The organism is Pseudomonas sp. BCRC 81390 (assembly GCF_030341915.1).
In the GTDB taxonomy this organism is placed as follows: domain Bacteria; phylum Pseudomonadota; class Gammaproteobacteria; order Pseudomonadales; family Pseudomonadaceae; genus Aquipseudomonas.
This window is the reverse complement of record NZ_JATAAG010000091.1, coordinates 41,872-55,818: the sequence shown is the minus strand read 5'-3', so window position 1 is coordinate 55,818 and position 13,947 is coordinate 41,872. Positions and strand designations below refer to the sequence as shown.

Here is a 13,947-nt window from a genome sequence, read left to right as displayed (position 1 = left end):
AACAAAGGGTTCAAAGCCCTTTAACACGTGGCGCCAACTCTATGTTCTGACAGGCGTTTTCCCCACGCAAAAAACGAGTGACATTAAGCTAGCACGACCAAAGACAACTTTACACCGTCTGTCGCACATGGCGGGGGCATTTCGCAACAGAATATGCCCCATCGTCGCGTATCAGGCGTCGACCATGGCCATGGCCTCCTCCACATCCACGGCCACCAGCCGTGAACAGCCCGGCTCATGCATGGTCACCCCCATCAACTGGTCGGCCATTTCCATCGCGATCTTGTTGTGGGTGATATAGATGAACTGCACGCTTTCACTCATTTCCTTGACCAGGCGGGCATAGCGCCCGACGTTGGCATCGTCCAGCGGCGCATCGACCTCGTCGAGCATGCAGAACGGTGCGGGGTTCAACTTGAAGATGGCAAACACCAGCGCCAATGCGGTCAGTGCCTTTTCGCCGCCGGACAGCAGATGGATGGTGCTGTTCTTCTTGCCCGGTGGTCGCGCCATGATCGTTACCCCTGTATCGAGTAGATCTTCGCCCGTCAGTTCCAGATAAGCGCTGCCACCACCGAAAACTTTTGGGAAAAGTGCCTGTAATCCGGCATTTATCTGATCAAAGGTATCCTTGAAACGGTTACGGGTTTCCTTGTCGATCTTGCGGATGACGTTTTCCAGGGTCTCCAGCGCTTCGACCAGGTCTGCGTCCTGAGCGTCCAGGTAACGCTTGCGCTCGGACTGCTGCTCATACTCCTCGATGGCCGCCAGGTTGATCGCCCCCAGGCGCTGGACCCGCGCGTCGAGCTGCTCCAGCTCCTGCTCGGTGCCTTGCTCGGTGGCGTCGGCCTCGAGGCTGGCGAGCACGCCCTGCAGGTCGTAACCATCGGCCAGCAATTGTTCCTGCAGGGTCTTGCGCCGCACGTCCAGGCCCTGGCACTCCAGGCGCAACTGCTCCAGCTGGCCGCGCAGCAGTTGGGCTTGCTGCTCGGCCTGGGTGCGGCGCTTCTCGGCATCGCGCAACTCACGGTCCGCCTCGTCCATGTGCAGGCGGGCCAGGCGCATTTCTTCGTCGACGCTCATGCGCTGCTCCAGCAGCGCTTCGAGCTTCAGGCGCAATTCCTCGAGTGGCGCCGCGCCCTCCTCCAGGTTCAGGCTCAGTTGTTCCTGGCGCTCGGTCAGGCGTGCGGCCTGCTGCTCCAGGCGCTCCAGGGCCTGCCGGGTGGAATCGTGCTGGGCGCGCAGCGAGCCCAGGCGCACGGCCAACTGGTGGGCATGGTCCTTGTGCTGGCGGGCCTCCTGGCGCACGCGGTCGAGGCTTTCGCGCAGGGTGTCGCGACGGGCCATCAACTGCTCGCGCTGCTCGGTGTCCTGGGCCATCAGCTCAAGGGCTTCCTGCAACAGCAGGCGCGCTTCGCCCAATTGCTCGTGCTCCAGGGCGCGCTGCTCCTCCAGCTCAGCCAGTTCTTCCTGCAGGCGTTGGCGGCGCAACTCCACCTGCTCGGCGCGCGCGCGAACGGCTGACAGGCTGGCCTTGAGCTCGCCGTGCAGGCGGTTTTCTTCCTGGGTACGGCGGCGCAGCTGCTCGCGCTGCTCCTCCAGGCCCAGCTGTTGCTCGCGCAGGGCCTGCAATCGCTGCTCCAGCTGCTCCAGGGCCGCTTCCTGTTGCAGTTGCTCGTGGCCCAGGCGTTCGATTTCCTGACTGCGCGCCAGCACCCCGCCTTCGGCCTCGCCGCCACGACGTATGCGCAGGAAATGCCGACCAACCCAATAGCCATCGCGGCTGACCAAGCTCTGCCCGTCACCGAGCGAAGCACGCTGCGCCAGCGCCTGCGCCAGGTCTTCCACCGGTTTGACCTGGCCCAGCCAGGGCGCCAGGTCGATCGGGCCTGTGACCTTTTCCAGCAAGCTGCCGGGCAGCGACGCAGTGGCGCCGTCGGCCAACAGCAAGTGCAATTCGCCCTGCTCCAGGCTGGCAAAGTCGAGGCGGTTGAAATCGTCGACCAATACAGCCTGCAAGTCGGCACCCAGGACCGTTTCCACGGCCAGTTCCCAGCCCGGCTCCACGCGCAGCCCTTCAGCCAGGCGTGGCCGCTGCCCCAGGCCTTGGCCGTGCAGCCAGTCGGCAGCCCCTGCGCCCGGCTCCAGCGCAGCTTGCTGCAAAGCCTCAAGCGAAGCCAGGCGGCCGCCCAGACGTTGCAGCTCCCCCTGCGCCTGCTGTTGGGCCTGGGTGGCCTGCTGCAATTGTTGGCGCACGCCTTCCAGGCGCTCGACCCCTTGCTCTTCGGACAATTGCAGTTCTTCGAGCAGCATTTCGCTGCTGGCCAATTGCTCGGACAATTCGAGCATGGCGGCATCCTGCGGGTCGCTGCCCAACTGCTCGCGTTCCTCGCCCAACTTGCGCTGGCGTTCGGCCAGCCGTTCGAGGCTGGCCTCCAGCTGCACCAGGCGCGCCTGCTGCACTTCGGCCTGGCGGCGCGGCTCGGCGGAGCGGCTGTTGAAGCTGTCCCACTGCTCCTGCCAGCCGTGCATGCCCAGTTCGGCCTCTTCAAGCGCGGCGGCGGCTTCTTCGGCAGCGGCCAGGGTCATTTCCTGCTCGGGTTCGAGCATGGCCAGCTCTTCGCCCAGGGTCGCCAGCAGGGTGCGATCGTGGCCCAGGTGCGATTCGGTCTCCAGGCGCGTGCGCTCGGCTTCCTTGAAGTCGTCCTGCAACTGGCGCAGGCGCTGCTGGCCGTGCTGGATGCTTTGCTCGACCCGGGCGATATCCCCGGCCACCGAGTAGAAGCGGCCCTGCACCTGGTTGAAGCGCTCGGACAATTCGTGATGGCTGTCGCGCAGGCGCTCGATACTGGCATCGGCGTTGCGCTGCTCGGCAACCAACGCCTCATGGGCCACGTCCTGGTCGCCGATCACCGCCTCGCGCTGGCGTACCCGCGTGTCCAGGTCGCGCCAGCGCAAGGCCGACAGGCGAGCCTTCAGCTGGCGTTCCAGGGCCTTGTATTCGCGGTACTTTTCCGCCGCCTGGGCCTGCCGGTGCAGGCGTTCCAGCTGGCGCTCCAGTTCTTCGCGCAGGTCGGTCAGGCGCGCCAGGTTCTCCTGGGTGCGGCGGATGCGGTTCTCGGTTTCGCGGCGGCGTTCCTTGTATTTGGAAATGCCGGCGGCTTCCTCGATGAAGTTGCGCAGCTCCTCCGGCTTGGCCTCGATCAGCTTGGAGATCATGCCCTGTTCGATGATCGAGTAGCTGCGCGGCCCGAGGCCGGTACCGAGAAAAATGTCGGTAATGTCGCGGCGACGGCACTTGGTGCCATTGAGGTAGTAGCTGTTCTGCCCGTCACGGGTGACCTTGCGACGGATCGAGATTTCGGCGTAGGCGGCATATTCGCCGACCAGCGTGGTTTCGCTGTTGTCGAACACCAGTTCGATGCTGGCCTGGCTGACCGGCTTGCGGCCACTGGAGCCGTTGAAGATGACGTCGGTCATCGACTCGCCGCGCAGGTTCTTCGCCGAGCTCTCGCCCATCACCCAACGCACGGCATCGATGATGTTGGACTTGCCACAGCCGTTGGGGCCGACCACGGCCGCCATGTTGCTGGGGAAATTGACCGTGGTCGGGTCGACGAACGACTTGAACCCGGCCAGGCGAATGCACTTCAGGCGCATCGGTCAGCCTCGGGCCAGCGCCGCCAGTACCAGTTCGCAGCTGCGCTGGCAGTAGGCGGTGAGCACCTCGCGAATGCGCGGCAGGTCGCGGGCGACCACGGCGTCGAGCAGGCGGGCGAACAGGTCGAGGTAATCGCTCATGCTGGCCTGGCGCTGGTCCAGCGCCAGGTAATAGGCGCGGCTCATGGCCGGCTGCAGGTTTTCCACGGTTTCCTGCAGGAACGGGTTATCGGCGAACGAATAGGCCGCGCGCATGACCGCGAAACTGTCGGCGACGAAGGCCTTGATGTCGAGTTGCTGATGGGCACGCTGCAGGCGCTGCTGGATGTCCAGGAACGGGCGCAGGTCGGCATCGGTGCGCCATTTTTGCGCGACCGCATTGCCCAGCAGGATGTAGAACTCGCTCATCAGCGCGCACAGGCTGCGTACGCCGCGCTCGTCCAGCTCGGTCACGTGGGCACCGCGGCGCGGCAGGATCGCCACCAGGTGCCGGCGTTCGAGAATCAACAGCGCTTCACGCACCGAGCCGCGGCTGACGTTGAGCGCCTGGGTGACCTTCAGCTCCTGGATACGCTCGCCTGGCGCCAGTTCGCCGCGGATGATGCGTTCGGCCAGGTAATCGGCAATCTGCTCGGAGAGGCTGTCCGGGGCCTTGAACGTCATGGTTGTCCTTCAAAATCAGTGAACTGGGCACAAGAAGCGGATTGTAGCGCACTTGCCCGGTAATCGCGCAGAGGGGCCAGGCGGTTTATTTGACCCGCCAGGCAGCCCCGCGGCCGGCGCGATCTATGCTTGGCATATGGGCATGTGAACCGTTGGGCAGCGACACGATCAATTTCCTGACCTTTGAGTCAGAAAATTATTGACCATCAGGACAGGTCTTGCTTAGAGTCCGCCCAACAACAATAAAACCATTGCGAGGCCATCCCCGTGATCCAGTTTCTCGTCAACCAGGAGCTGCGTAGTGAGCATGCCCTGGACCCGAACATGACGGTGCTGCAATACCTGCGCGAGCACTTGGGCAAACCTGGCACCAAGGAGGGCTGCGCCAGTGGTGACTGCGGTGCCTGCACCGTGGTGGTCGGCGAACTGACCCTGGACGACCAGGGCAACGACAGCCTGCGCTACCGCAGCCTCAATTCGTGCCTGACCTTCGTTTCCTCGCTGCACGGCAAGCAACTGATCAGTGTCGAGGGGCTCAAGCACCAGGGACAACTGCACAGCGTGCAGCAGGCCATGGCCGATTGCCATGGTTCGCAGTGCGGCTTCTGCACCCCTGGCTTCGTCATGTCGCTGTTCGCCCTGCAGAAGAACAGCGACGGCCCCGACCTGCACCAGGCCCAGGAGGCCCTGGCCGGCAACCTGTGCCGCTGCACCGGCTACCGGCCGATCCTCGAAGCCGCCGAGCAGAGCTGCCGGCAGCCGTGCCGCGACCAGTTTGATGCCCAGCAAGCCCAGACCATCAGCCGCCTCAAGGCGATTGCGCCGACCCACACCGGCGAGCTGAACAGCGGCGACAAGCGCTGCCTGGTGCCGCTGACCGTGGCCGACCTGGCCGACCTGTACAGCTCGCACCCCGAGGCGCGGCTGCTGGCCGGCGGTACCGACCTGGCCCTGGAAGTCACCCAGTTCCACAAGACCTTGCCGGTGATGATCTACGTCGGTCACGTGGCCGAGCTCAAGCGCATCGAGAAAACCGCCAGCCACCTGGAAATCGGCGCTGCCACCCCGCTCACCGATTGCTACGGCGCACTGAACGAGGAGTACCCCGACTTCGGCGCCCTGCTGCACCGCTTCGCCTCGCTGCAGATCCGCAACCAGGGCACCCTGGGCGGCAACATCGGCAACGCTTCGCCGATTGGCGACTCGCCACCCCTGCTGATTGCCCTGGATGCGCAGATCGTCCTGCGCCAGGGCGAGCGCCAGCGGGTGATGGCACTGGAAGACTATTTCATCGACTACCGCATCACGGCCCGCCAGGACAGCGAGTTCATCGAGAAGATCATCGTGCCACGCGCCACCTCCGACTGGGCGTTCCGCGCCTACAAGGTTTCCAAGCGCCTGGACGATGACATCTCCGCGGTGTGCGGGGCCTTCAACCTGAGCATCGAAGACGGTGTGGTCAGCGGCGTGCGCATCGCTTTCGGCGGCATGGCGGCCATCCCCAAGCGCGCCCGCGCCTGCGAGGCGGCGCTGCGTGGCAAGCCGTGGAACCAGGCCGCCATCGAGCGTGCCTGCCAGGCCCTGGCCGAAGACTTCACCCCGCTCAGCGACTTCCGTGCCAGCAAGGAATACCGCCTGCTGACGGCGCAGAACCTGCTGCGCAAGTACTTCATCGAACAGCAAACGCCGTACATCGAAACCCGGGTGACCGCTTATGTCTAACCATCACGTAGCCAAGAGCCAGGCCGAGATGGCCGCACTGTTCAGCCAGGACCTGACCACCGGGGTTGGCCGCAGCGTCAAGCATGACAGCGCCGACAAGCATGTGTCCGGCGAGGCCGTGTACATCGACGACCGCCTGGAATTCCCCAACCAGTTGCACGTCTACGCCCGCACCTCCGATCGCGCCCATGCGCGCATCCTGCGCATCGACACCACGCCCTGCTATGCCTTCGAAGGTGTGCGCATCGCCATCACCCACGAAGACATCCCCGGCCTCAAGGACATCGGCCCGGTGGTGGCCGGCGACCCGTTGCTGGCCATCGACAAGGTCGAGTACTTCGGCCAGCCGGTGCTCGCCGTGGCCGCTCGCGACCTCGACACTGCACGCCGTGCGGCGATGGCCGCCATCGTCGAGTACGAAGACCTGGAGCCGGTGCTGGATGTGGTCGAAGCACTGCGCAAGAAGCATTTCGTGCTCGACAGCCACACCCACCAGCGTGGCGACGCCGCTGCCGCCCTGGCCACGGCCCCGCATCGCCTCCAGGGCACCCTGCACATTGGTGGCCAGGAGCACTTCTACCTGGAAACGCAGATCTCCTCGGTAATGCCCACCGAAGATGGCGGCATGATCGTCTACTGCTCCACGCAGAACCCCACCGAAGTGCAGAAGCTGGTCGCCGAAGTGCTCGACGTACCTATGAACAAGGTGGTGCTGGACATGCGCCGCATGGGCGGCGGTTTTGGCGGCAAGGAAACCCAGGCTGCCAGCCCGGCGTGCCTGTGTGCCGTCATCGCGCGCCTGACCGGGCAGCCGACCAAGATGCGCCTGCCAAGGGTCGAAGACATGACCATGACCGGCAAGCGCCACCCCTTCTATGTCGAGTACGACGTGGGCTTCGATGACGACGGCCGCCTGCATGGCATCAACCTCGACCTGGCCGGCAACTGCGGGTACTCACCCGACCTGTCCGGCTCGATCGTCGACCGCGCCATGTTCCACTCCGACAACGCCTACTACCTGGGCGATGCCACCGTGCACGGCCACCGCTGCAAGACCAACACCGCGTCCAACACCGCCTACCGCGGCTTTGGCGGCCCGCAGGGGATGGTCGCCATCGAGCAGGTGATGGACCACATCGCCCGCCATCTGGGCCGCGACCCGCTGGCCGTGCGCAAGGCCAATTACTACGGCAAGAGCGAGCGCAACGTCACCCACTACTACCAGACCGTCGAGCACAACATGCTCGAGGAGATGACCGCCGAACTGGAAGCCAGCAGCGACTATGCCGAGCGCCGCGAGTCGATTCGCCGCTTCAATGCCAACAGCCCGGTGCTGAAAAAGGGCCTGGCGCTGACCCCGGTCAAGTTCGGCATCTCGTTCACTGCCACTTTCCTCAACCAGGCCGGTGCGCTGATCCACATCTATACCGACGGCAGCATCCACCTCAACCACGGCGGCACCGAGATGGGCCAGGGCCTGAACACCAAGGTAGCCCAGGTGGTGGCCCAGGTGTTCCAGGTCGATTTCAGCCGCATCCAGATCACTGCCACCAACACCGACAAGGTGCCCAACACCTCGCCGACCGCCGCCTCCAGTGGCGCCGACCTGAACGGCAAGGCTGCGCAGAATGCCGCTGAAATCCTCAAGCAGCGCCTGACCGAGTTCGCCGCGCGGCATTACCAGGTCACCGAGGAAGACGTCGAGTTCCGCAACGGCCATGTGCGCGTGCGCGACCAGATCATCAGCTTCGAGCAACTGGTGCAGCAGGCCTACTTCGCCCAGGTGTCGCTGTCCAGCACGGGCTTCTACCGCACACCGAAGATCTACTACGACCGCAACCAGGCGCGCGGCCGGCCGTTCTACTACTTCGCCTTCGGCGCCGCCTGCGTGGAGGTGATCGTCGACACCCTGACCGGCGAGTACAAGATGCTGCGCGCCGACATCCTGCACGACGTGGGCGCTTCGCTGAACCCGGCCATCGACATTGGCCAGGTGGAAGGCGGCTTCATCCAGGGCATGGGCTGGCTGACCAGCGAAGAACTGGTGTGGAACGCCAAGGGCAAGCTGGTGACCAATGGACCGGCCAGCTACAAGATCCCCGCCGTGGCCGACATGCCGCTGGACCTGCGGGTGAAGCTGGTGGAAAACCGCAAGAACCCGGAGGACACCGTGTTCCACTCCAAGGCCGTGGGCGAACCACCGTTCATGCTCGGCATCGCGGCCTGGTGCGCGCTCAAGGACGCCGTGGCCAGCATCGCCGACTACCGCGTGCAGCCCAACATTGATGCGCCGGCGACGCCGGAGCGGGTGTTGTGGGGTTGCGAGCAGATGCGCAAGGCGGTGGCTGCCGCGCAACCTGCCGAGCCGGAACTGGAAACCGTCACCCAGTAACGCCGCCGGCCCGCTTCGTGCAGGAACGTCCTTGTGCCGCGCCTACACAAAGCGGACCGCGTTGTCCTGAAGAGGATCTGCATCATGCACCAATGGATCAACGCCCTCGCCGACCACCAGTCCCGTGGCGAAGCCTGCGTGCTGGTCACCATCATCGAGGAGCGCGGCTCGACCCCGCGCAACGCTGGCTCGAAAATGGTCGTCAGCGCCACCGGCCTGTTCGACACCATCGGCGGCGGCCACCTGGAATACAAGGCGCTGCACATCGCCCGGCAGATGCTTGCGGAGCAACGCAGCACCCCGCACCTGGAGCGCTTCAGCCTCGGCGCCAGCCTGGGCCAGTGCTGCGGCGGCGTCACCGTGCTGCTGTTCGAACCCATGGCTGCGGTACAGGCGCAGATCGCCGTGTTCGGCGCGGGCCATGTCGGCCGCGCTCTGGTACCCTTGCTCGCCGCGCTGCCCTGCCGGGTGCGCTGGATCGATTCGCGCGAGCAGGAATTCCCGGCGCTGGTGCCCGACGGGGTAACCAAGGTGGTCAGCGAGGAACCGGTCGACGAAGTCGCAGGCCTGCCACCGGGCTGCTACTGCATCGTCATGACCCACAACCACCAGCTCGACCTGGAGTTGACCGCGGCCATCCTCAAGCGCAACGACTTCACCTGGTTCGGCCTGATCGGCTCGAAGACCAAGCGGGTCAAGTTCGAGCACCGCCTGCGCGAACGCGGCTACGACGATGCCGTGCTGGCGCGCATGCGCTGCCCGATGGGCCTGGCCGAGGTCAAGGGCAAGCTGCCCATCGAGATCGCCGTGTCCATCGCCGCCGAGATCATCGCCACCTACAACGCCTGCTTCGGCCAGCACGACGCTGCGGCCAATGCCGGCCCCATTGCCCAGTTGCTGCCGCCCTCCCGGCGCAGCCAAGCCCATTGACGAGTGTGTTATGACCGTTACCCGCAAAGCCTACCGTGCCGCCATCCTGCACAGCATCGCCGACCCGGCCGAGGTGGGCCTGGAAGCTTCCCATGAGTATTTCGAGGACGGCCTGCTGGTGGTCGACGATGGCCGTATTCGCGCCCTCGGCCATGCCAGCGAACTGCTGCCGAGCCTGGATGCCGACATCCCGGTCGAGCACTATCAGGACGCGTTGATTACCCCTGGCTTCATCGACACCCATATCCACTTCCCGCAGACCGGCATGATCGGTTCCTATGGCGAACAGCTGCTGGACTGGCTGAATACCTACACCTTCCCTTGCGAAAAACAGTTTGCCGACAAGGATCACGCCGACCAGGTCGCGAAGATCTTCCTCAAGGAACTGCTGCGCAACGGCACCACCACTGCGCTGGTGTTCGGCAGCGTGCACCCGGAATCGGTCAATGCCCTGTTCGAAGAGGCCGAGCGCCTGGACCTGCGCCTGATCGCCGGCAAGGTGATGATGGACCGCAACGCCCCGGACTACCTGACCGACACCGCCGAGTCCGGCTACACCGAAAGCAAGGCCCTGATCGAACGCTGGCATGGCAAGGGCCGCCTGCACTATGCCGTCACCCCGCGCTTCGCCCCGACCAGTACCCCTGAACAGCTGGCGCTGGCGGGCCAACTGCTCAAGGAGCACCCGGGCGTGTACATGCACACGCACCTGTCGGAGAACCTCAAGGAAATCGATTGGGTCAAGTCGCTGTTCCCCGAGCAGAAGGGCTACCTCGACGTGTACGACCACTTCGAGCTGCTGGGCGAACGCTCGGTGTTCGCCCACGGCGTGCACCTGTGCGACGAGGAATGCCAGCGCCTGGCGGAAACCGGCTCGGCCGTGGCCTTCTGCCCCACCTCCAACCTGTTCCTCGGCAGTGGCTTGTTCAACCTGCCGCAGGCCGAGCGCTTCAAGGTCAACGTGGGCCTGGGCACCGACGTCGGCGCCGGGACCAGTTTCTCGCTGCTCAACACCCTCAACGAAGCGTACAAGGTAATGCAGCTGCAGGGCGCACGCCTGCACCCGTACAAGTCGCTGTACCTGGCCACCCTCGGCGGCGCCCGGGCGCTGCGCCTGGACGACCGCATCGGCAGCCTGCGCCCGGGTAACGATGCCGACTTCGTGGTGCTGGACTACAAGGCCACGCCGCTGCTGGACTACCGTATCCAGCAGTCCAACAGCATTGAAGAGACGCTGTTCGTGCTCACCACCCTGGGCGACGATCGCACCGTGCGCGAAACCTACGCCGCCGGGCGTTGCGTGCACCAGCGCTGATAATAGAAAGGGGCCGCAAGCGGCCCCTTCGTTCATTCCGGCAAACGATCAACCCTTGGCGGCTACCTTGGGCTTTTTCAGCAGGTGCGAAAACACCGCATGCAGGTCGTCCGAGGCGCTTTCCTCGTCCAGGTTCAGCTTGCTGTCGATGTGGTCCATGTGGTGCATCATCAGGCTCACGGCCTGCTCGGCATCACGCGCCTCGATGGCATCGATCAGTTGCATGTGCTCGTCATACGAGCAGTGCGAGCGGTTGCCGCTTTCGTACTGGGCAATGATCAGCGAGGTCTGCGACACCAGGCTGCGCTGGAAGCTGACCAGTGGCGCGTTACCCGCAGCCTCTGCCAGCTTGAGGTGGAACTCGCCGGACAGGCGGATGCCGGCGCCCCGGTCACCGCGGGAAAAACTGTCGCGCTCGTCGCGCACCATCTGCCGCAGTTCGTTGAGTTGCTCTGGCGTGGCGTGCTGCACCGCCAGCTCGGTGATGGCGCGCTCGACCATGCGCCGCGAGAAGAACACCTGACGGGCTTCTTCCACCGTCGGGCTGGCCACCACCGCGCCACGGTTCGGCCGCAGCAGCACCACGCTTTCGTGGGCCAGGCGCGACAAGGCACGGCGGATGATGGTGCGGCTGACGCCGAAGATCTCGCCCAGCGCTTCCTCGCTCAACTTGGTGCCCGGAGCCAGACGCTGCTCGAGGATCGCCTCGAAAATATGCGCGTAGACGATGTCGTCCTGGGTACCACTGCGGCCGGCCTTGCCGTTGCGCGCAGGTTTCTTCAGAGGTTGCAGCTGTTCGTTCATGGGCTCTCGAGGCACGAAGGAAAGTATGGCGCCATTGTACACAGGCTGAGCCGATTCTGCAGGTGGCCTTTTACCTATATAGCCGTTGTACGCCACATCACGCACACAAAAGATAAAACATTATTTGCATTCTTTGTACACAAAAGCATAATCCACCCAGCAACTTCTTGACCTGCAAGTCAACAAAAGCGGTCAGATGTCTGCCTTCCCTCGCGGGGCCGCCAAGTGCATTGCGCAGGAACCGGGCCCAAGAACAACAAGAAAGACTTGAGGAGTACCTGCTGTGGAAAGCCGCAAATCCGAAGCCCCTACGCTGGATCTCGCCCCACCGCTCGAAACGAGCTGGCTGGAGCGGATTTTCAAACTCAAGCAACACGGCAGTACCGTCAGGACCGAACTGATCGCCGGGGTGACCACCTTCATCACCATGGCCTACATCATCTTCGTCAACCCCAACATCATGGCCGACGCCGGCATCGACCACGGCGCCGCCTTCGTCGCCACCTGCATCGCCGCCGCGCTGGGCTGCCTGCTGATGGGCCTGTATGCCAACTGGCCGGTGGGCCTGGCGCCCGGCATGGGCCTGAACGCCTTCTTTACCTACACCGTGGTCGGCACCATGGGCTACAACTGGGAAACAGCACTCGGGGCGGTGTTCGTCTCGGGCGTGCTGTTCATGTTCCTGACCTTGTCGAAAGTGCGCGAATGGTTGCTCAACAGCATCCCGGTCAGCCTGCGCCATGCCATGGGGGCCGGCGTCGGATTGTTTCTCGGGCTGATCGGCCTGAAGACCGCAGGCATCATCGTCGACAGCCCCGCCACCCTGATCAAGCTGGGCTCGCTGCACGAGCCGGGGCCGCTGCTGGCGGCGCTGTGCTTCCTGCTGATCGCCATCCTCAGCTACAAGCGGGTGTTCGGCGCGATCCTGATCAGCATCATCGGTGTCACCCTGGCGGGCTGGGGCCTGGGCCTGGTCAAGTTTGGCGGGGTGATGTCGATGCCGCCGAGCCTGGCCCCGACCTGGATGGCCATGGATGTGGCCGGGGTGTTCAACGTCAGCATGATCAGCGTGGTGCTGGCGTTCCTCTTCGTGCATATGTTCGACACCGCTGGCACCCTGATGGGCGTGGCGCAGCGGGCCAACCTGGTGGCGCCGGACGGGCGCATCGAAAACCTGTCGCGGGCGCTGAAGGCCGACAGTGCGTCGAGCGTGTTCGGTGCCGTGGTCGGTGTACCGCCGGTGACCAGCTATGTGGAGAGTGCTGCGGGGGTTGCCGCAGGTGGCCGTACCGGGCTGACGGCGGTGGTGGTCGGCGTGCTGTTCATTGCCGCGATGTTCTTTGCGCCACTGGCCGGGATGATTCCCGCCTACGCGACTGCCGGCGCGCTGATCTACGTGGCGATGCTGATGATGGGCAGCATGGCCCACATCCATTGGGACGAGGCTACCGACAGCATCCCGGCGATCGTCACGGTGATCATGATGCCGCTGACCTTCTCCGTCGCCGATGGTATCGCCTTGGGCTTCATCAGCTACGTGGCGCTGAAGGCGGGTACCGGCAAGTACAAGGAAATCTCCGCAAGCCTGTGGGTACTGTGCGCGATCTTCATTGCCAAGTTCGTGTTCCTCTGACCCCTGCTGCACCAACCAAGGGCGCTTCGGCGCCCTTTCTTTATTTCGCCGGTGATAAACAGCAGACGAAAAAAAGCCCGCCAGTGTGAGAGCGGGCCAAGGACCTACGAAGATTCTTCTAGCGACCAACTAGCTTCCACGATAGGTCGAATAGCTGTACGGCGAGATCAGCAGTGGCACGTGGTAGTGCTCTTGCTGCTGGTCAATGCCAAAGCGCAGCACGACAACATCCAGGAACGCCTGGGCCGGCAGCTGCACGCCGCGGGCGCGGTAGTAGTCGCCGGCGCTGAACTGCAACTGGTAGACGCCGGTGCGGTAGTCGTCACCCTGCAGCAGCGGCGCGTCGACGCGGCCATCGCTGTTGGTCAGGGCAGTGGTCACCAGTTCGAGCTGCTGGCCTTCGACACGGTACAGCTCGACCTTGATCGAGCTGCCCGGGCAGCCATGCGCGGCATCCAGTACGTGTGTGGTCAAACGTCCCATTGCTTGTCGCCTCTTGTTCAATCTGTGGGCAAAAAATACACGGCCAGCATCACGGCAACGCCGTCGATACGCGGGAAGGACACCATTAAGACATTTGATCGCAGGATTGTACACAATTTTTTGAACCAATCCGCTTCACTTGGCGTTTCACGCGTAGCCGCTCCCCTTTGGTCGCAAATACACGGGCAACTCAGACTCCGAGCCGACGACAACGTTACAAGCTGACCAAACAGGCAGGTTTCTTGCAACGAAATTACGGGCCGCTGCCAAGCGACAAAAGGGAAGAAATGCGGAAAAACAGGCTTACAAAAGATTTCAGAAGTTGTATACAATCAGCCCATCCGG

The 13,947-nt window shown here is 64.0% G+C and carries 9 protein-coding genes; 5 read left to right on the top strand and 4 right to left on the bottom strand.

What is annotated here, in order from left to right; genetic code table 11:
- Positions 1-171 precede the first annotated feature (171 nt).
- Both smc and QSV36_RS25335 read right to left on the bottom strand, forming a co-directional pair.
- Entirely contained in the window at positions 172-3,660 is a 3,489-nt protein-coding gene (gene smc / locus QSV36_RS25340; protein ID WP_289135836.1) for a chromosome segregation protein SMC, read from the bottom strand.
- Positions 3,661-3,663: 3 nt separating this feature from the next.
- Positions 3,664-4,323, bottom strand: a complete 660-nt coding sequence (locus tag QSV36_RS25335; RefSeq protein ID WP_289135834.1) for a GntR family transcriptional regulator — start codon at positions 4,321-4,323, stop codon at positions 3,664-3,666.
- Between the two features lie 267 nt (positions 4,324-4,590).
- Between QSV36_RS25335 and xdhA the strand changes: the two genes are divergently transcribed.
- From xdhA to guaD, 4 genes are all read left to right on the top strand, one after another.
- A complete protein-coding gene (gene xdhA / locus QSV36_RS25330; RefSeq protein ID WP_289135832.1) occupies positions 4,591-6,045 on the top strand; it encodes a xanthine dehydrogenase small subunit in 1,455 nt (484 codons plus the stop codon).
- Positions 6,038-8,437, top strand: coding sequence for a xanthine dehydrogenase molybdopterin binding subunit (xdhB, locus tag QSV36_RS25325; RefSeq protein ID WP_289135830.1), 2,400 nt, complete (start codon positions 6,038-6,040; stop codon positions 8,435-8,437). The genes xdhA and xdhB overlap by 8 nt, the downstream gene beginning before the upstream one ends.
- 84 nt (positions 8,438-8,521) lie before the next feature.
- Complete coding sequence (xdhC, locus tag QSV36_RS25320) at positions 8,522-9,367, top strand: xanthine dehydrogenase accessory protein XdhC (protein ID WP_289135828.1); 846 nt, start codon at positions 8,522-8,524, stop codon at positions 9,365-9,367.
- Between the two features lie 10 nt (positions 9,368-9,377).
- Entirely contained in the window at positions 9,378-10,682 is a 1,305-nt protein-coding gene (guaD, locus tag QSV36_RS25315; RefSeq protein WP_289135826.1) for a guanine deaminase, read from the top strand.
- Between the two features lie 48 nt (positions 10,683-10,730).
- Here the strand turns inward: guaD and QSV36_RS25310 are convergent, their stop codons facing one another.
- Complete coding sequence (locus QSV36_RS25310; protein ID WP_186674849.1) at positions 10,731-11,486, bottom strand: GntR family transcriptional regulator; 756 nt, start codon at positions 11,484-11,486, stop codon at positions 10,731-10,733.
- 283 nt (positions 11,487-11,769) lie between these two features.
- Here QSV36_RS25310 and QSV36_RS25305 point away from each other — a divergent pair, with 283 nt between their 5' ends.
- Positions 11,770-13,119, top strand: a complete 1,350-nt coding sequence (locus QSV36_RS25305; RefSeq protein WP_170030995.1) for an NCS2 family permease — start codon at positions 11,770-11,772, stop codon at positions 13,117-13,119.
- 129 nt (positions 13,120-13,248) lie between these two features.
- Here the strand turns inward: QSV36_RS25305 and uraH are convergent, their stop codons facing one another.
- A complete protein-coding gene (gene uraH / locus QSV36_RS25300) occupies positions 13,249-13,602 on the bottom strand; it encodes a hydroxyisourate hydrolase (RefSeq protein WP_225778619.1) in 354 nt (117 codons plus the stop codon).
- Positions 13,603-13,947: the final 345 nt, after the last annotated feature.